The sequence below is a fragment of the Clostridium sp. YIM B02506 genome (assembly GCF_022324845.1).
Taxonomy (GTDB): Bacteria; Bacillota; Clostridia; order Clostridiales; family Clostridiaceae; genus Clostridium_T; species Clostridium_T intestinale.
In genome coordinates, this window is the sequence record NZ_JAKGTG010000036.1 from 13,785 (window position 1) to 33,750 (window position 19,966).

Sequence of the window (19,966 nt, forward strand, 5' to 3'; positions counted from 1 at the left end):
TAGTTATATAATATTACTTTCTGTTTTACTTACTCCAAACTTACCTAAAACAAAATACATTATAGCTATTGCTGCATAAACTATAATTATTAATATTGTTGAAAATGCCGATGCAACTCCAAATCTACCATTATCAACCTGAGATAATATAGATGCTGTAAGCAATTGATATTTAGGAGTTACTAAAAATATAACCGCACTTACAGCTGTCATGCTCCTAACAAATGTATATACTAACCCACTAAAAAATGCAGATTTTATTAATGGTAAAGTAACTGAAGTAAATACTTTAGTTGTACTAGCTCCTAAGTCTTGAGCCGCTTCCTCTATTGCAGGATCTATCTGCTGAAGTGCAGTTACTCCTGATCTTACACCTACAGGAATACTTCTAACTATAAATGCTATTACTATTATTAAAGCTGTCCCCGTTAATATAAGGGGCTTAGTATTATATGCACTTATATAACCTAGTCCTAAAACAGTTCCTGGTACAGCCATAGCTAGTAAGGATGTAAATTCTATAAAACCTTTTCCCCAGAATTTCTTTCTTACTATAAGGAATGCTATAACCATCCCTAATATACCTGTTATAGGGGTAGCCCATAAAGATAGAATTGTTGTATCTTTAAGCGACTTCATTCCTAAATCAAATACATATTTAAAATGATTTAATGTAAATGAATAATCTATTCCCATTACCTTAAAAAAGCCACCTAATGGTATTAATAAGTAAAATGAAAATACAAATATAGAAACTAATAAACAAAATATATCTATCGGCCATACTATATGATTTTCTTTAATTAAATCTCTCTCTCTTGATGCCTTACCTGTTACTGTAACGTAGGACTTTTTCTCTAGCCAGAATTTTTCAACTACAAACAATAAAATAGATAAACAAAGTAATACTACCGCTATAGCTGCTCCTCCTGCCATATCATAATTTCCTATTGCCTGCATATATATTTTTGTTGCTAAGGTTGAAAAGTTTCCTCCTATAACCATAGGATTAGAAAAGTCTGCAACAACTTCTATAAAAGTTAATAAAAACGCATTTGCAAGTCCTGGAAGCATAAGTGGTAGCGTAACTGTCCTAAAGGTTTTCCATCTAGAGGCTCCCATATTTCTTGCTGCTTCTTCTAAAGAGGGGTCTATTCTATTTAATAATCCTATAAGTAAAAGATAAGCCACTGGAAAAAATGTCATGGTTTGAACCATAACTACTCCCTTAAATCCGTATATATTAAAATTAGTTATACCAAGGAGTTGCCTTGTCACTAATCCAAATTGTCCAAATAACATTATAGCTGATAAAGCTAATACAAACGGTGGTGATATTACTGGTAATATCGATACTATTTTAAATAATCTTTTAAAGTGTGAACGCATATAAGCATCTGCATAAGCAAATATGAAGCCTATTAATGTTGCTAATATTCCCACTGTAGTTCCTAATAATAATGTGTTTAAAAATGTCTTTCTAAAATCAATATCTCTTAATACCTTTAGATATGCATTCATAGAAAACCCTTGATTTTCTATAAAGCTTACTTTTAATACCGAATATAATGGGTATATTATAAATATTGATAACGTAATTATTAAAAATATTATAGTTGTTAAAAGTATTGGATCTCTCCAAATCTTTTTCATATCATTTATTTCATGTTTCATCCGAATTTTTCGCGAACTAAAACCCATTTTTACCACTCCTATATAAAATTATTTTATAATAGAGGGGATAAAACCCCTCTATTAATAATTTATTTTATTGCTTGATTCCATTTTTCAACTAAAACACTTCTATTTTTACCTGCCCAATCTAAATCATAGTCAATTAATTTTGTGTCTTTGATTTCATTTGCTAACTCTGGTGCTACAGCTTTTTCATTTGTTAAGAATTGATAGGAACCTACAGTTTTTCCAAGCTCTTGAACCTCTTTTGTTAATACGTAATCTATAAACATCTTAGCAGCCTCTTGGTCTGGACCACCTTTAAGAATTGCTGTTGAACCTATCTCATAGCCGGTACCTTCTACAGGTGCTGTTAATACTAAATCCTTCATTCCTTCTTCTCTATATTTAATTCCATCATGTAAAAATGATATCCCAACCATTACTTCACCTTGTCCAGCCATTCTAGCTGGAGCAGTTCCAGATTTTTCATAAGACTTAATATTAGCATTTAGCTCCTTCATATATTTTAATCCTTCTTCTTCGCCCATTAACTGTATCATTGTTGCTAACATTGTATAAGCAGTTCCTGAAGATCCAGGATTAGCTATAGATACTTGTCCCTTGAATTCTGGTTTTAATAAATCTTTCCATGAAGTTGGTGCCTTAACCCCCTTTTCATCTAATAATTTTTTGTTAGACGCAAACCCTAAATATCCAACATATATTCCTGTCCAGGCTCCATCTTTATCCTTATATTTATCTGGTATATCTGATGCATTTTTAGATATATAATTTTCAAGTAAACCTTCTTCACTTGCCTGAACAAAAGCATCTGCTGGTCCCCCATACCATACTGATGCTTTTGGATTATCCTTTTCTGCTCTTATTCTTCCTAAAATTTCTCCAGAAGACATTCTAACAGCTTCAGCCTGAACCCCTGTTTCTTTTTTAAATTCTTCTACAACCTTTACCATGTGATCTTCCATTAATCCGCAGTAAATTGTTAATTTTAAATCCTTCTTGCCATCAGCACTTGAGTCATCCTTCTTACCGCATGCTGTAATAGCTCCAGCTAACATTAACGTACTTAGTGTTAAAGCTAATATTCTTCTTTTTTTCATCAATGAACCCCTCCAACTCATTTTTATTACAAGATTATTTTACAGTAAACAATTTCATTTTTGTTTATTAAGGTAATAATTTCATACATATAGGTAAAAATTTATTACATACCTAGCTGTAACCCGCATAAATGCTATATATAGTTATATATATAACTAGATATCTATTTTTCTATTTAAGTACTTTTCTACTTTTCTATTTAAGTACTTAACTTCTTATTAAACATAAATCAAGCAAAATGACTTTGATGAAGCTGAGGAACGCTTCTACAGTAATAAAGTGATTAACTTCTTATTAAACATAATTACTAAAAGGATTTTAATGGAACTTGAGAAAAAGCCTCTACAAATCAGAAGTTAAAATAGTTTTAATGGTTTTTATATATCGAAAAAAAAGCTACCACAAAATAATTGTGATAGCTTTTAAGATAGTTCATTATATAACATTAATCCCTATGAACAGTGTCTAAATTACCAAATTTACTAAATTGTCCCAACCATGCAAGCTTTACCGTTCCTACAGGACCATTTCTTTGCTTTGCTATTATACATTCACCTACATTTTTTTCTTCTGTTTCTTTGTTATAGTATTCATCTCTATATAAAAACATAACAACGTCAGCATCCTGCTCTATTGACCCAGATTCTCTTAAGTCAGATAACATAGGTCTATGGTCTGCTCTTTGCTCCGGAGCACGTGATAGCTGTGATAAGGCTATTACAGGGCATTCCATTTCTTTAGCTAATGCTTTTATACTTCTTGATATTTCAGAAACTTCTTGTTGTCTACTTTCACTTCCTGAACCCGACATAAGCTGAAGATAGTCTATCATTATTAGATCTATGCCGTGTTCTATTTTTATTCTTCTACACTTGCTTCTCATTTCCATTACTGTTACGCCGGCTGTATCGTCAATATATATTTTAGCCTTTGATAATGGTCCTGAAGCCCTAGCTATGCTATCCCAATCTTTGTCTTCTAAGTTTCCCGTTCTAAGCGCAAGCATATCTACATTTGCCTCTGAACAAAGTAATTTGTATGCAAGCTGATCTTTAGACATTTCCAGCGAAAATATAACTACACTTTTTCCTTCTCTTAAAGCCGCATGCTCAGCTATATTTAGTGCAAACGTAGTTTTTCCCATTGATGGTCTTGCCGCAATCAGAACCATGTCACCTTTTTGAAAGCCTGATGTTTTTGCATCTAAATCCATAAAGCCTGATCCTACTCCAGTTATATCGCCTTTATTATTAAAAAGCTTCTCTATTTGTTGAAAACTTCTTTCCAAAACATCGCTTAGAGCTTCATAATCAGAAGTGCTTCTTTTCTCAGATATATCAAATATTCTTTTCTCAGCAGTATCTAATACTTTTTCTACATTACCTTGCTCATTATAACTAGACTCAATAATCTCAGTAGACGCCCTTATAAGCCTTCTTAGTAAAGACTTTTCTGAAACAATCTTTATGTATGAACTTAAATTTGCAGTTGTTGGAACTGATCCGCTTATCTCAGTAACATAAGTGGCTCCCCCTGCATTTTCAAGTTGACTAGTAGATTTTAAGTACTCTAATAATGTTACTAAGTCTACAGCCATATCTTTTTGAAACATTTTTATTATTGCTTTAAATATTACTTTATGTGAATCTCTATAAAAGTCTTCTTCTTTTAAACCTTCTGCTGCTTGAGCTATAGCTGTTTTATCTATAATCATTGACCCTATTACAGATTGCTCAGCTTCAATGCTTTGTGGCAAACTCTTCATTATGCTGTTTTCCATACTCTTCACCACCCTATATTAATGCCTATATAAAAAGATTATAGTAATTTTACACCCAAAAGTAAATTACCTTTGGATTAATTAACCTATATTTTCACATGCGATAAAAAATAGAGGCTATGCCTCTATTTTTTAGTATTAACCAAATATTATGTTCATAACCTCTTCTACAGAGCTTACTGTTTTAACGGTAATATCTTTTAAGCCATCAGGAATCTCTTTTTCATTATCTTTAGGTATGATAACAAGATTAATTCCTTTTCTTCTTGCTCCGTATATCTTTTCAAATATCCCTCCTACAGGCTTAACTTTACCTCTTAAAGATACTTCTCCTGTAATTGCAACATCTTGTCTTATTGGTTTTTCTTCTAAAGCACTTATTATACACATTGTAATAGCTACTCCAGCTGATGGACCATCTATATTTCCTCCACCAACTACATTTACATGTATATTATAATCTTTAATATCTTTGTTTGTGACTTTTCTTATAACAGATGCAGCATTAAATACAGAGTCCTTAGCCATAGATCCTGCTGTTTCATTGAACCTTATTGAGCCTGTCCCTTTTTCCTTTGCAGGATATACTGTAGCTTCTATTTCTAGAGTTGAACCTAAAAATCCTGAAACTCCAAGTCCATATACATGTCCAACTTCACTATCTGTATTTTTATCTAATCTCTCATAAGGAATAAATCTTCCTATAGCTAATACTTCTTCAACATCTTTTAATGTTATAGTAGATTGTTCTGGAATGTCTTCTTTATTATTATAAAGTGAATATCCATATGCATCTGCTAATATGTTTACTGCTTTTCTTCCTTCAATTGTATATCTACTTATTAATTCTGATACACCATCTTCTAGAATAACATTAAGTTTTTTAGCTGCATTTTTTATAATATCTTCTATATCACTTACTGCTAATGGTTCAAAATATACTTCTGTACATCTTGATCTTAATGCTGGGTTTATTTCTCCCGGATCTCTTGTTGTAGCACCTATTAATACAAAATCTGCTGGCGCTCCATTTTCAAAAAGATACTTTATATATTTAGGTGTATTTTCATCATCTGGATCATAATATGAAGATGAGAACTCCACTCTTTTATCTTCTAATACTTTTAATAATTTATTTTGAAGAATATCATCTAATTCTCCAATTTCATCAATAAATAATACTCCACCATGAGCTTCAGTTACTAGACCTGGCTTTGGTTCTGGAACTCCTATTTCAGCCAAGTCTCTTTTACTTCCTTGGTAAATAGGATCGTGAACTGATCCTAATAACGGATTAGTTATTTCTCTTGGATCCCATCTTACGGTTGTTCCATCTACTTCAACGAATTTTGAGTCATCATCAAAAGGTGTAAAATTCATCTTTTTTACGGCTTCAAGAGCTATTCTTGCAGCTGTGGTTTTACCTACCCCTGGAGGTCCATAAAGAATTATATGTTGAGGATATGGAGAAGCCATTTTGGATAATAGAGATTTAATAGCTCTCTCCTGTCCAACTATTTCATCAAAATCTGAAGGTCTTAATAAACTCATTATATTTTTGCTTGTTTTTCTAGCATCAAGGACTTCTAAATCTGCATATTTTTTAAGAGTTTTTGCATTTTCAGGACCTTTCTGTTTGCGTATTATTCCAAGTCTCATTTCATCAATATATTTATCTTGTCTTTCCATTAGTGCCTGTTCTACATCAGACTCTATTCTATTTTGAATATATTTTCTTGCTAGTTCTTCAGATACCCAGCCAAAAACTTCTTCCATAACTTCATGAATATTTTTGGAATCCGGAACTACTTTTATTCCTTTTCCATCTGATGCAATTTTATTTAATGCATAAACCCTTTCATATATAGAGTCAGATTTAACGTATTTTTGAAGCTTATATTTTACGGTTCTTGCTCTTATAGCTCCTTCATCTAATACATTCTTTAATATATCAAATAGTACATTAACTTGTGATTCTAAAGAAAGCTCGTTATTCATCAATTCTTGTAATACATTAGCTTCATTTTTTGTTCTCAATATATTATCCTCCTTATGCTTCAGGAACAATAACAACCTTCATTTTTGTTGTAACTTCTGGATAAAGCTTTAACTCTATTTCATAAGTTCCAGCTATCTTAATTGTATCCATAGATATTTTCTTCTTATCAATTTCAACTTTGTGTTGAACTTTAATAAGTGCTGCAACATCTTTACTAGTTATAGCTCCAAATAGTCTCCCTTGTTCCCCTGCTTTAGCTTTTACTGTTATTTCTTTATTCTTTAATTCACCTGCTAATTTCTGAGCAGCTTCAATTTCAGCTAGTTTTTTCTTTCTTTCATTTTCTTTTTGAGTATTTAAAATGTGTAAGTTATTGCCTGTAGCTTCTTGTGCTAATTTCCTAGGAAATAGAAAATTTCTAGCGTATCCATCTGACGCCTCAATAACCTCACCTTTCTTTCCAACTTTTTTAACATCTTGAAGTAATATTACTTTCATGTTATTCACCTTCCTTTAAGTAGTTTTTTATAGCTTTTTTCAATTTCTCTTTTGCTTGAGCTATTGTTAAGTCACTTAACTTAGCTCCTGCCATGGTCATATGACCACCACCACCTAAAGCTTCTAAAATAACCTGAACATTTATATCACCAAGTGATCTTGCACTAATATAAATTTCTCCTTCTATTTTAACAAATACAAAGGACGCTTGAATACCAGTAATATTTAGAAGATCATCCGCAGCTTGGGCTGCTAATACAATTTCTGTGGTTTCTGGTGGACAGGTGGCAATAGCCATATTATTTTCAACTTCTGCTGATTTAATAGTTTCTGCTTTTTTTATATAATTCTCTAAATCATCAGAAAAGAGTTTTTTAATGTGTATTGTGTCAGCTCCCAATCTTCTTAAGAATGAGGCAGCTTCAAAGGTTCTTACACCTGTTTTAAATATAAAGTTTTTAGTATCTATAAATATACCTGCAAGTAAAGCTTCTGCTTCTATAGTTTCTAGTTTAGGTTTATCCAGCATATATTGAACTACTTCTGTTACCAATTCTGATGTTGAAGAGGCATATATTTCTATAAAGTTTAGGAGCGCCCCCTCTATCATATCTGGACTTCTTCTATGGTGATCAATTATAACTAATTTTTGTGCTTTATTTACAGTTTCTATATCTTGAACATAATTACTGTTATGAACGTCAACTATTATAACTAAAGTTTCTTTATCAATTTTCTCTACGGCTTCTTGAGCTGAAATAAATAAGTCATCGTATTTACTATGACCCTTCACTTCCTCCATAAAGAACTCTATATTCCTATTATCATTTCCTAGTATTATCTTACATTCCTTACCTAGTTGCTTTATTGCTGATGATAACCCCAAAGCTGAACCAAAGCAATCCATATCCGGATTTTTATGTCCCATTATATATATTTTAGAACTTTCATATACTAAGTCTTTTAAAGCTCTTGCTACTACTCTTGCTCTAACTCTAGTTCTTTTCTCTAGTTCTTTAGTATTTCCACCAAAAAATGATATTTTTTCTTTCCATTTTACTACCGCTTGGTCTCCGCCTCTTCCTAGGGCAAGCTCTTTTGCTGTTACTGCATAACTATGATTTTCTGCAGATGAATTTTCACCTATTCCAACTCCTATACTTAATGTAACATCTATTTTATTTCCCATATCTATATCTCTTATTGCATCAAGGATATCAAATTTTTTCTTTATCTGTTCCTCAATTAATTTATTTGATACAGATAATACATATTTATTTGATTCATACTTCCTTATCATTGCTCCTAGGTTGGACGCATAGTTATTTATGGTTCTCTCAACTTCTGCTACTAAAAGCGGTCCATTATCATCCTCCATAGATTTTACTACATCGCTTAAATTATCTACTTCTATAAGCATGATACTTTCTTTAGTTGCAGTGCTACTTTTTAGATATGTTACATCATTAAAATATATTATAAATGATTCTTTCTCATCTACAAATTCTATTTTCTGTGCATAAACATCATAAATCTTACCTTTAAGATTTATTCTATGAGGTATATTTGTATCTTGTTTAATTAGTTTATCTAAAGTTACTCCTCTAATGATATTCAAAATATTATAATGTGGATTTTTATCCGAATTTAATTCTTTATGAAACTTTTTATTGTTCCATATTATGTCTCCATTATCTTTTATTATAGCTACTGGATATATGTTGTTTTGTATGTTTTTTTCTATAGAATTAGTTAAATACTTACTAACGTTATCTATTTTCGTAGAAAAACTCTTTTGTAATTGATTACTTTTATATATATTATAGAGGCCATCTACTACTATCAGTAATAAAGTTATAAATAAGTATCCTATTTTCTCTGATATATAAAATACAGACGCCAATGTCAGTAATATGATCAGTATAATTAATTTATCATACTTTTTAATACTTTCCTTCATTAATTGCCTCCTTTATGGCTGTTTTTGAGGCTACTCTATTGTTTTCTATAAATAATTTGCATTCATTTAAATAAATTTTTAGTACTCTATATTTATAAATTATACTCTATCTTTTAAATGGCTATGCAATTTATTTAATGAACTTCCATATTTATCTTCTTCATCGTCTAATATACCAATTCTTATTTTTTCTTTTGTATTTTCATCTATCTGTATATATGAATATCCGAGCTTTTCTCCTAGTAGATATAATATTATCATTGCTGAAGATATACATTCTAAAACTGCATCCTTAGCCACATTACTTCCCTTAGTTAGTAATAAATAAAATTCCCCTATTATACACAATAATTGAGCTTTCATTTCTTCAATTAACTTTATGTCACCCATTATATTCAAATTATCTTTCTTCAAGGACCGCTCCCCCCTTTATTGTTCAATACCCTGTATATCTATTTTAGTTTTTTTTTGATACTATTTCAACTATACCTTTTTAAAATTCTCATAATAAAAAATAAAACCCCTTATACAGGGGTTTTTGTTTACTCTGTTGTAAATGGTAATAAAGCTATATTTCTAGCTCTCTTTACAGCATCAGTTAATTGTCTTTGATGTTTTGCGCATGTACCTGAAATTCTTCTTGGTAATATCTTACCTCTTTCAGTAACATACTTTCTTAGCTTATTTATATCTTTATAATCTATAGAGTCAGCTTTATCAACACAAAAAGCACAAACTTTTCTCTTTGGTCTTCTCATCTTGCCGCCTTTTCTTACTTCTCTGCTCATCATTTTCCCTCCTTACCTAAATTTTAGAATGGAATGTCTCCATCATCTACAGGAGTCATATCCTCTTCAAAGCTCATTCCACCACCGAATGTATCTTGTGGCGCATTATATTCAGAACCATTGTTGAAACCATTGTTTCTTCCATTTGAAGAAGAATTAGATTTGCTCAAGAAGCTTACTTCATTAGCAACAACTTCTGTAACATATCTCTTGGTTCCATCTTTAGCATCATAAGATCTAGTTTGTATTCTACCGCTAATAGCCATTAAGCTTCCTTTGCTCATGTAATTAGCCGTAGATTCCGCTTGTTTACCCCATATTGTTACTGAGATAAAGTCAGCTTCTCTTTGTCCAGTTGAAGAATTATACTTATCAACTGCTAGAGTTACAGTGGTTACTGCAGTACCATTTCCTGGAGTAAACTTTAACTCAGGATCTTTAGTAAGTCTGCCTATTAGAACTACTTTATTCATTCAAAACACCACCTTATTTCTCTTCTTTAACTATTATGTGTCTTATGATTCCGTCTGTTATTCTAAATACTCTGTCTAACTCGCTTGGTAATTCTGGGTTAGCACTGAAGTTGAATAATGTGTAGAATCCTTCGTTAACTTTTTTTATTTCATAAGCAAGTTTTCTCTTACCCCAGAAATCTACGTTGTCAACAGTTCCTCCACCATTTTCAATAACACCTTTAAACTTCTCGATTGTAGCTTTAACAGCCTCCTCTTCGAATGATGGGTGTATTACAAATATAGTTTCATATTTTCTCATTCTTTTCACCTCCCTCCGGACTATTGGCTATGCTAAACATAGCAGGGACTTACAATAAACTAGTATATCACTTTTATATATCTATTTCAAGCATTATTATGTAAATTATTTGCTTTTTTCCTCTTTAGTAGAATTTACGATTTTTTTTACCCCTTTTTGAAATTTATTTCTAGGTAGCATTACTAGCCTTCCACATCCAACACATTTTATTTTTATATCTGCTCCTAGCCTTATTATTTCCCATTCAGAGCTTCCACAAGGATGTTGTTTTTTCATTAATACTACATCACCTAAATTAAATTCTTCCATTATTTATTCCCCCACTCTTTACTCGTTATCAATACTTTTAATTGTTATCATTTCAGTTCTAGGATATGGTATTTCTATTGATCCTTCTTCTAATGCTTTTTTGATTTCCTTCTTCAAGGTTCTTTCTATTTCCCATTGTCCCATTGGCTTACTTGTTCCATTTACTCTTATTGTCATTGATGAACTATCTAATGAAACTATTCCTAATACCTTAGGCTCATCTATAACATTTTCATTTTCTTCAACGACTTTCTTACATGCGTTATTTATTATATTTGATACTTTATCATAGTTTTCTTTATAAGGTACAACAACATCAACTTCTACCTTCATTGCTCCTCTAGAATGATTTGTTACTTGCTGTATTGTTCCATTTGGTATTAAATGAATATCTCCACTAAATCCTTTTAGTACTGTTGTCCTAATACCAATTGTTTCAACTGTTCCAGAAAATGAACCTATGGTTACATAATCTCCTACAGCATATTGATCTTCAAATAATATAAAAAATCCGTTTATCAAGTCCTTAACTAAATTTTGAGCTCCAAACCCTAAAGCTACCCCTCCAATAGATGCTAAAGTTAATGAAATACCAGTAAATATATTTGCAACAATTGCAGCTACTCCAAAAAAGTAAACTGAATATCTTAATATACTTTTTAAAACTTCCCCAATAGTAGTTGCTTTCTTTTCATCTAATGTAAAACTTGCTCTACTCATCGCCTGTCTTTTCACAAATCTATTTATAATATAATTACCCACTTTAATAGCTATTGCCATTAATATTAATATTATTATAATCTGAATAATTTTACCTATTATAATTTGAATTTTTTCTAGATCAATAGGGTATTTTCCTATATATACCTTCTCACTATCAAAATCTATCGAAAAAAAAGAGTTTAATATATACATTTAATCTTCCTCCAGTTATTTACTTGTGCTTATCTTTCATTAGTTTTACACAAAACTTATTTCATGCTTTTTCATATTATATTATACAAAACATCCATTATTTTTTTAAGTTATATTTTAATATTATTGATTAAAATTTTTTTGTATAGTCTAAAATTTAATATTCTATCTTTTATACTTCACTTATCAATTAGACTTTATGTATTATGAAATATTTGGTATAATGTGTAGAACAAGCTTATTGCTTATAAGTACTTTATTAAAGGGGAGATGATCATGAAAAAATTTGAAGATAAAATTAGCAAATTAGCACTTTTTTTTATTCTTTACACATTGGGATTTATTATTTTCTTTAAAACCTTGCCATATACAGTTCCATTTGTGCTTGCTGCTTTATTTGCTTTGATTTTGCGTAAACCAACTAAGTATCTAATTAAGAGCTTTAAATTAAAGGATTCATTAGCTTCAATTATAACAACGCTTTTGTTTTTCTCTATACTTATTATAACAATAACTATACTAATAGGATCATTATCTTCTCAAATTGTAAATTTAACAAAAAATGTTCAGGAATACTTATCCAAAAATCCTGCTGATATCGCGACTAAGTTTACTGAAATTCAGGATTACTTTTATAATCTAGATATAGACCCAGTTATAATTAGCTCTATTCAAGATGCTACATCAGGGTCTATAAGTAAAATTGTAAATATTAGTGTTTCAGTTGGATCATCAGTTGTTACTTTTGTTTTATCAGTTGCTTCTTATATTCCTTACATGCTTATGATAATAATTTTTACACTTTTAACAACATACTTCTTTACAAAAAAATTTGCAACCTCTGACTCAAGAGATTTGATGTCTTCATTACCTTTAGAGAACAATTCTTTTTTTGTTATTTTTGCCAAGGTAAGACATAAACTTATTACTTATGGAATTTCATATATGTTATTAATTTTGATGTCTTTTGTAATCACTCTTATTGGCTTTACTATCTTTAGAGTTAAATATGCACTTATCCTTAGTATGTTATGTGCATTGTTAGATCTGTTACCTGTGTTGGGAATGCCTATGATTTATATACCATTAATTATTTATAATCTGTTTATTGGAAATCATTTGGTTAGCGTAGGTTTATTGATTTGGTATGTCATTGTATTTATCACAAGACAAATTATTGAACCTAAGGTTATGTCAACTTCATTAGGATTAAATCCTGTTGCAGTATTAGCTGCCATATTTATTGGATTAAAAGCTAATGGTGTTTCAGGTATGTTCTTTTGTATGTTTATGGTAGTGTTTTATGCTATATTTAAAGAAGAAGGTATTCTTTAAGTATAGAAACCTCCTTAAATGGAAATAATTCCATTTAAAGGAGGTTTTTTTATGTCTAAATTAATTTGCGATGCTACGTCTCCAAAAACTATATTTGAAATAAGAGATTATCTATTTGAAAAGTTAAAACCTATAATAAGTGATAATAGAACTATTGTTTTTATATGCATTGGCACTGATAGATCCACTGGAGATTCTCTTGGTCCTTTAGTCGGTTATAAACTCAAATGTTTAATCAGAAAAAATATTATACTTTATGGAGATTTAGAGAATCCTGTACATGCAAAAAATCTTCACCAAACACTTAATGAAATTAATTCTTTATATGATGATCCATATATCATTGCTATTGATGCTTGTTTAGGCAATCTTCAGAATGTAGGTAAGGTTATATTGGATCAAAAGCCGTTGTTTCCTGGCCTAGCTGTTAATAAAGACCTACCGGCTGTAGGAGATTTAAGTATAACTGGTATTGTTAATATTTCTGGAAATTTTGAATTTATGGTTCTTCAAAATACTAGACTTTTCACAGTTATGACTTTAGCTGACACTATATCTAAAGGTATTTATCATTTTGCTATAAAAGCTATTGGTGGTAGAAATAACTCCATCGTTAAAGTTTTAGAAAATTTATAGAATATATTTAATACAAGTCATTTCCATAGTAGTTTGTTAATATATTCTCTATATCTTTTATATTCCTACTTACAGAATCTATTATTATTATATTTGAATTTCTCATTCTATTATTGATATTACTTAAGTTTGTTTCTTTTAGATTGGTTAATATTACATCACTTTTATAAGGATCTTTTACTAATTTATATCCTTTACTTATAAAATCTTTTCTTAGATACTCTAGTTCATCACTTATGTATATATTCATGTAAAAAACCTCCCTTAAAGCTAGTATTTCTTTAAGGGAGGTTTTTATACTTTTGTATTAAACAGTTCCAATTGCTTTATTTAAAACACTCATCTCTTCTTCTGATAAATCATATCTTGATATTCCTTTATCTATTGGTTTTGCATAAGTAGTGCTTTCATTTCTTCCATATATTCCTGTAAGTATCACACCATCATTGTTTTCATCTAAAAGTGCTACAGAGAAACTCAAATCGCTTCCAACATCTTCAAACGCCTTATATCTTATAACAGAAACCTTTTGAATTGACTTTTTCATTTTTTCTTCAACTTTATTGCATAGATCAAATGCCTCTTGAGATTTTTCATTTGCTTTATCTACTTTGTCTAGATATCCCATTATTAGCTCTTCAATATTTTTACTATTTGCTCCACGCATTAATTTTCTATACCTATTTTCAACCTTATTAAGAGATCTAAATAATATCATTATTAGAATGAATAATAATACTATTACTACTCCCATACCCATAAATATATATGCTCCGTAAGAATTTATAATACTAAGTATATTTTCCATCATTTTCTCCTTTTCATTATGTTTCACGTGAAACTGTCTATTGCATATTAATTATATCTAATATTCTTTGTAAATCTTCTTCAGAATAATACTCTATTTCTATTTTACCTTTATTCTTCTTTTTTTCAATATTGACCTTAGTTCCAAAGTAGTTTTCTAATTTTTCTCTAATATCTTTGTAGTAAATAGATAAATCTTTAATCTTTTCCTCTAATTTTTTTTCATTTTTAATATCCGTAATATTTCTAACTATTTTTTCTAGTTCACGTACAGATATTTTATCATCTATAACCTTTTGTGCAAGTTCATATTGAATATCCTTTTCTTTAATTCCTAATAAAGTTCTTCCATGACCTTCACTAATAACACCATCTATTATATAATCTTGAACTCTATCATCTAAATTAAGTAATCTCATAGTATTCGTTATAGATGTTCTGGATTTGGATAGAGTTTCACTCAAAGATTCCTGAGTTAAATTAAAATCCTCAAGTAATTTTTTAAAAGCTTTTCCTTCTTCTATAGGATTTAAATCCTCTCTTTGGATATTTTCTATTAAAGAAAGTTCTAGCAACTCTCTATCTGTGATATCCATTATAATTGCTGGAACCTCTTTTAAACCTGCTAATTTTGCGGCTCTCCATCTTCTTTCTCCTGCAATTATTACATAAAAATCATCTTTCTTTTTTAAAATTAAAGGTTGAATAATGCCATGATTTTTAATTGATTGTGATAACTCCAATATTTTTTCATTATCAAAACTTTTTCTTGGCTGCTCTCTATTAGCTTTAATATCATTTAGTGATATTAAACTTTGACTGCTTTTTTCCACTGCTATTTCTTCATAATCATTAGGGATTAGAGCATTTAACCCTTTCCCTAGTCCAAATTTTTTACTCATATCCTACCCCTTATTGCCTACTTAAAAATTCTTTTGTCAAATTTGCATATGATTCTGCACCTTTACATTTATCATCATATAACATTATAGGTAGTCCAAAACTTGGAGCCTCAGCTAACCTAATATTTCTAGGAATTGTTGTTTTATATACCTTATCTCCGAAATATTTATCAACTTCCTTAAGCACTTCATTACTCAAATTTGTTCTGCTGTCATACATAGTCATAACAACACCCTCGATATCTATATTCTTATTTAAGGACTTTTTTACTAAACCAATTGTATTTATAAGTTGACCAACGCCTTCCAAAGCATAAAATTCACATTGAATTGGTATAAAAACAGAATTTGAACTGGTTAATGCATTAATAGTTAGTATCCCTAACGAAGGCGGGCAATCAATAAATACAAAATCGAATTTTCCATCTAACTTCTTAATTTGATTTAATAGAATTTTTTCTCTCTGAGTATTATTTATTATCTCAACTTCTGCTCCAGCTAATTCCATTGTTGCAGGTGCTATGTATAGATTTTCTACCAAACTTGACTGCTGTATAATTTCTTCTAAGGGTACATCTGAAGTTATAACGTCATATATAGATTTTTCTAATATCCTCTTATCTATGCCAACTCCAGAAGTAGTGTTTCCCTGAGGATCCATATCTATTGCTAAAACCTTGTACCCTTCCATTGCTAAATATGAACATAAATTTATATTAGTAGTAGTTTTACCAACTCCGCCTTTTTGATTAAAAACACATATAACTTTCATAGTTCCCCCTCTTTTATCCCTTAATTTTATTATGTACAATAACATTATATATTTTAAATACATATATTAAAAGCATTTATCTAATTTATAATTCAAATTTAATAAAAATGTTTCACGTGAAACACTTTATTCTTTTATAATAAAAAAATCCACCTACTAATAGATGGATTTCAAGATTTATTTCTTTGGTATATTTACGGTAATCTGAATATACTCGCCACAGTCCTTAGATTTATATTGAGCTGGAATCTTGAACTTATCAAATACTTGTTTTATTGAATTAACATATATCTTAGGAGAAAATATTCCTGTTATTCTTTTTGTACCTTTTGAGCTTAACTCATCCCCAGCTAATTTTAATAGCTCTTTATTTATAAGTTCTTCAGTTTTCTTAACATTTAAACCTTGTTCTATAATTTTCTTTACAACTTTTAATTGCATTTCTTCATTTGGTAAAGATAATAAAGCCCTAGCATGTCTTTCTGTCAAACTATTTTCTAAGCATAGCTCTCTAATTTTAGAGTCAAGTTTTAGTAACCTCAGTTTATTTGCAATTGTAGATTGCTTTTTTCCCATTCTATTAGCTAATTCATCTTGAGTAAAATTATGTTCATTTATTAGGTTATAATATGCTTCCGCTTCTTCAATAAAGTTTAAGTCCTCTCTTTGTAGATTTTCCAATAAAGCAATCTCAGCCGATTCTGTATCAGTTATATCAATTATATTACAAGGAACAGTTTGAATATTTGCTAATTTTGCTGCACGCCATCTTCTTTCACCTGCAACTAATTCATAGCTAACTCCTCTTTTTCTAACAGTTAAAGGTTGTATAATTCCATATTGTTTTATAGATTGAGATAATTCTACTAAAGTTTCTTCATCGAAGAATTTCCTAGGTTGATAAGTATTTGGTATAATACTTTCTATATTTACATACAAGACTTCATTTTGCATAGACCTCTACCATCCCTTACTATTGGTTTAACATTATTTCCCATTATTTAACATTTTCTACAAAGACATTAATTTATCCTTCTTTTATATTTAAAAATCGTTAGACAAAATAATCTAAGAATTTACACAATCGGTTTTTTATTTATAGTTCCAGCCTTCCTTGGATAAATATTTGAGGTTGATTTAATCTTTTTCACTAAAACTAAATTGTGTTTTAAATCAGTATCCTCAACTTCAACTTCTACCACATCTATTAATTTTGCACCAAGTACCTTTAATGCATTTCGAGACCCTTCTAACTCACCTTCAATAGATGGACCTTTAAGTGCAATGAAATGTCCATTGTTTTTGACATAAGGAATACATAACTCTGATAACACACTCATGTTCGCAACTGCTCTAGATGTTGCTATATCAAATTTTTCTCTTAATTCACTATTTCTAGCACCATCTTCAGCTCTAGAGTGAATAGTTGTAACGTTATTAAGAGTTAATTTATTAACTACAACATTAAGGAAATTAACTCTTTTGTTTAGTGAATCTAGAAGAGTTATTTCTACATCTTCATTCATTATAGCTAATGGAATACCAGGAAATCCTGCTCCTGTTCCAACATCAATTATAGATTTTGCATTTTTAAATTCATCTACTTTAAAAGCTTTTATACAATCTATAAAATGTTTTTTTATTATGTCTTCATCTTCAATAATGGCTGTTAGATTTATTTGTTTATTCCATTCTTGTATAAGATCTTTATACATTATAAATTTATTGTATTTCTCTTCTGTTAATTCTAAACCTACATCTTTACAAGCTCTACTCATTAAATCAAAGAATTCCATATAACTCTCCTTTAAGAATTTTTTTGTCTACTATATTGTTCCATATAAATTAATAAAACAGAAATATCAGCTGGAGATACACCAGAAATTCTTGATGCCTGCCCTATATTAATTGGTCTAATCTTCGCTAGCTTTTGAATAGCTTCTTTTCTTAATCCTCTAATATCATTAAAGTCTAATTCCTGAGGTATTAATCTCTTTTCTATTTTTTTAAACTGTTCTACCTGTTCAAGTTGCTTATCTATATAACCTTCATATTTTGCAATTATATTTACTTGTTCTCCAATATTATAAGGTAAATCTACTCTCTCTTCATCCAATCGGCTTACAGAAAAATAATCTAATTCCGGCCTTTTAATAAGCTCATACATGGAAATAGGTTTCTTTAACTCTGAAGAGTCTAAATCTAACAATATTTCGTTATTCTCTCTTTTGTTAGTTACTTGAAGCTTCTTCATTCTATCAATTTCTTGTTCTATATTATTTTTTCTATTCAAATATCTTTTATATCGCTCTTCTGTTACTAATCCAACTTTATATCCAAATTCAGTTAATCTTAAATCCGCGTTGTCCTGCCTTAATAATAACCTGTACTCTGAACGAGATGTCATCATTCTATATGGTTCTGAAGTTCCCTTCGTAACAAGATCATCTATTAAAACACCAATATAAGCATCAGATCTAGTTAAAATCAAAGGCTCTTCATTTTTTACGTTTAAAGCTGCATTTATTCCAGCAATTATACCTTGCGCTGCCGCCTCTTCATAACCCGAACTTCCATTAAGTTGACCTGCACCAAATAATCCTTTTATATTTTTGAATTCCAAAGAAGGTTTTAATTGAGTAGGGTCAATGCAATCATATTCTATTGCATAGGCAGTTCTCATTATTTCAACATTCTCCAAACCCTTTATAGTTCTTAACATTTCTATTTGAACATCCTCAGGCAATGATGAGCTCATTCCACCTACATACATTTCTTCAGTATCATTACCCTCAGGCTCTATAAAAATTTGATGTTGCAATTTATCTGGAAATCTCATTACTTTATCTTCAATAGATGGGCAGTATCTAGGACCTATTCCTTCGATTGATCCATTATAAATTGGAGATCTATTTATATTTTTTCTTATAACCTCATGAGTATTTTCATTAGTATAAGCTAACCAACAAGATACCTGCTCCTTATCAATATTATCATGCATAAATGAGAATGGGACTATTTTTTCATCACCTTTTTGCTCGGACATATTGCTGAAATCCACACTACGTTTATTTATTCTTGCAGGAGTACCTGTTTTAAACCTTCTTAACGATATATCTAAATCTAATAATGACTGAGATAAATCATTTGCAGGGAATAATCCATTAGGACCACTACTATACGCAGTTTCCCCAATTATAACTTTTCCTTTAAGATATGTCCCAGTTGCCAATACCACTGATGCAGCTTTAAAGACTGCTCCATTTTTAGTAACTACTCCATTAATCTTTCCATCTTCCACTTCAAGTTCTGTTACTTCAAGTTGACGCAAAAAAAGATTTTCTTGATTCTCAATTATATTTTTCATTCTCTCTTGGTACCTTTTTTTATCAGCTTGAGCTCTTAAAGAGTGTACTGCCGGTCCTTTTGAGGTATTTAACATTCTCGATTGAATAAAAGTATAATCTATATTAACGCCCATTTCTCCACCTAAGGCATCAACTTCTTTTACTAAATGTCCTTTTGCTGTTCCACCAATATTGGGGTTGCAAGGCATAAATGCTACAGAATCTAAATTCATTGTGCACAATAAAGTCTTGCATCCCATTCTCGCAGAAGCAAGAGCAGCTTCACTACCTGCATGACCTGCCCCAACTATTATAACATCAAATATTCCGCCTAAATACTTCATA

21 protein-coding genes are annotated in these 19,966 nt (G+C 30.2%); 2 read left to right on the top strand and 19 right to left on the bottom strand.

Annotated elements, in window-relative coordinates:
• Positions 1-3: 3 nt before the first annotated feature.
• The 12 genes from L1S49_RS19895 to L1S49_RS19950 all read right to left on the bottom strand — a co-directional run bounded on the left by L1S49_RS19895 (position 4) and on the right by L1S49_RS19950 (position 11,822).
• On the bottom strand, positions 4-1,674 hold the full coding sequence (locus tag L1S49_RS19895) for an iron ABC transporter permease (protein WP_238907106.1): 1,671 nt from the start codon (positions 1,672-1,674) through the stop codon (positions 4-6).
• 89 nt (positions 1,675-1,763) lie between these two features.
• A complete protein-coding gene (locus L1S49_RS19900) occupies positions 1,764-2,798 on the bottom strand; it encodes an ABC transporter substrate-binding protein (RefSeq protein WP_238907107.1) in 1,035 nt (344 codons plus the stop codon).
• 446 nt (positions 2,799-3,244) lie between these two features.
• The gene (locus L1S49_RS19905) at positions 3,245-4,579 is read right to left on the bottom strand and encodes a replicative DNA helicase (protein ID WP_073021249.1); all 1,335 of its coding nucleotides are present in this window, start codon (positions 4,577-4,579) and stop codon (positions 3,245-3,247) included.
• A gap of 138 nt (positions 4,580-4,717) precedes the next feature.
• Positions 4,718-6,616, bottom strand: a complete 1,899-nt coding sequence (gene lonC / locus L1S49_RS19910) for a Lon family ATP-dependent protease (protein ID WP_073021250.1) — start codon at positions 6,614-6,616, stop codon at positions 4,718-4,720.
• A 13-nt stretch (positions 6,617-6,629) separates the two neighbouring features.
• Positions 6,630-7,076 (bottom strand): 50S ribosomal protein L9, encoded by a 447-nt coding sequence (gene rplI, locus L1S49_RS19915; RefSeq protein WP_021804019.1) that lies wholly within the window; start codon positions 7,074-7,076, stop codon positions 6,630-6,632.
• Position 7,077: 1 nt separating this feature from the next.
• The gene (locus tag L1S49_RS19920) at positions 7,078-9,036 is read right to left on the bottom strand and encodes a DHH family phosphoesterase (RefSeq protein WP_238907108.1); all 1,959 of its coding nucleotides are present in this window, start codon (positions 9,034-9,036) and stop codon (positions 7,078-7,080) included.
• 99 nt (positions 9,037-9,135) lie between these two features.
• Positions 9,136-9,450, bottom strand: a complete 315-nt coding sequence (locus L1S49_RS19925) for a MazG-like family protein (protein WP_021804017.1) — start codon at positions 9,448-9,450, stop codon at positions 9,136-9,138.
• A gap of 128 nt (positions 9,451-9,578) precedes the next feature.
• On the bottom strand, positions 9,579-9,824 hold the full coding sequence (rpsR, locus tag L1S49_RS19930; protein WP_021804016.1) for a 30S ribosomal protein S18: 246 nt from the start codon (positions 9,822-9,824) through the stop codon (positions 9,579-9,581).
• 23 nt (positions 9,825-9,847) lie between these two features.
• On the bottom strand, positions 9,848-10,297 hold the full coding sequence (locus tag L1S49_RS19935) for a single-stranded DNA-binding protein (RefSeq protein WP_238907109.1): 450 nt from the start codon (positions 10,295-10,297) through the stop codon (positions 9,848-9,850).
• 13 nt (positions 10,298-10,310) lie between these two features.
• Positions 10,311-10,598: a 30S ribosomal protein S6 gene (gene rpsF, locus L1S49_RS19940; RefSeq protein ID WP_073021255.1), complete on the bottom strand. Its 288-nt coding sequence runs from the start codon at positions 10,596-10,598 to the stop codon at positions 10,311-10,313.
• 105 nt (positions 10,599-10,703) lie between these two features.
• On the bottom strand, positions 10,704-10,910 hold the full coding sequence (locus tag L1S49_RS19945) for a DUF951 domain-containing protein (protein ID WP_073021257.1): 207 nt from the start codon (positions 10,908-10,910) through the stop codon (positions 10,704-10,706).
• 15 nt (positions 10,911-10,925) lie between these two features.
• Positions 10,926-11,822, bottom strand: a complete 897-nt coding sequence (locus tag L1S49_RS19950; protein WP_238907110.1) for a mechanosensitive ion channel family protein — start codon at positions 11,820-11,822, stop codon at positions 10,926-10,928.
• A gap of 276 nt (positions 11,823-12,098) precedes the next feature.
• Here L1S49_RS19950 and ytvI point away from each other — a divergent pair, with 276 nt between their 5' ends.
• Both ytvI and yyaC read left to right on the top strand, forming a co-directional pair.
• Positions 12,099-13,157 carry a sporulation integral membrane protein YtvI gene (gene ytvI, locus L1S49_RS19955; protein WP_238907111.1) on the top strand — a complete coding sequence of 353 codons (1,059 nt, stop codon included), beginning with the start codon at positions 12,099-12,101 and terminating at the stop codon, positions 13,155-13,157.
• Between the two features lie 51 nt (positions 13,158-13,208).
• Positions 13,209-13,793, top strand: a complete 585-nt coding sequence (gene yyaC / locus L1S49_RS19960) for a spore protease YyaC (RefSeq protein WP_238907112.1) — start codon at positions 13,209-13,211, stop codon at positions 13,791-13,793.
• A gap of 7 nt (positions 13,794-13,800) precedes the next feature.
• Here yyaC and L1S49_RS19965 read toward each other — a convergent pair whose 3' ends face one another.
• From L1S49_RS19965 to mnmG, 7 genes are all read right to left on the bottom strand, one after another.
• Positions 13,801-14,043, bottom strand: coding sequence for a hypothetical protein (locus L1S49_RS19965; RefSeq protein ID WP_238907113.1), 243 nt, complete (start codon positions 14,041-14,043; stop codon positions 13,801-13,803).
• 57 nt (positions 14,044-14,100) lie between these two features.
• Positions 14,101-14,601, bottom strand: a complete 501-nt coding sequence (locus L1S49_RS19970) for a DUF4446 family protein (RefSeq protein ID WP_238907114.1) — start codon at positions 14,599-14,601, stop codon at positions 14,101-14,103.
• Positions 14,602-14,638: 37 nt separating this feature from the next.
• On the bottom strand, positions 14,639-15,502 hold the full coding sequence (locus tag L1S49_RS19975) for a ParB/RepB/Spo0J family partition protein (RefSeq protein ID WP_238907115.1): 864 nt from the start codon (positions 15,500-15,502) through the stop codon (positions 14,639-14,641).
• A 10-nt stretch (positions 15,503-15,512) separates the two neighbouring features.
• A complete protein-coding gene (locus L1S49_RS19980) occupies positions 15,513-16,274 on the bottom strand; it encodes a ParA family protein (protein WP_073021276.1) in 762 nt (253 codons plus the stop codon).
• A gap of 177 nt (positions 16,275-16,451) precedes the next feature.
• Complete coding sequence (gene noc, locus L1S49_RS19985) at positions 16,452-17,228, bottom strand: nucleoid occlusion protein (RefSeq protein WP_073021279.1); 777 nt, start codon at positions 17,226-17,228, stop codon at positions 16,452-16,454.
• Positions 17,229-17,350: 122 nt separating this feature from the next.
• Entirely contained in the window at positions 17,351-18,070 is a 720-nt protein-coding gene (gene rsmG, locus L1S49_RS19990) for a 16S rRNA (guanine(527)-N(7))-methyltransferase RsmG (protein ID WP_073021281.1), read from the bottom strand.
• A gap of 11 nt (positions 18,071-18,081) precedes the next feature.
• Positions 18,082-19,965, bottom strand: a complete 1,884-nt coding sequence (mnmG, locus tag L1S49_RS19995; protein WP_238907116.1) for a tRNA uridine-5-carboxymethylaminomethyl(34) synthesis enzyme MnmG — start codon at positions 19,963-19,965, stop codon at positions 18,082-18,084.
• Position 19,966 lies beyond the last annotated feature (1 nt).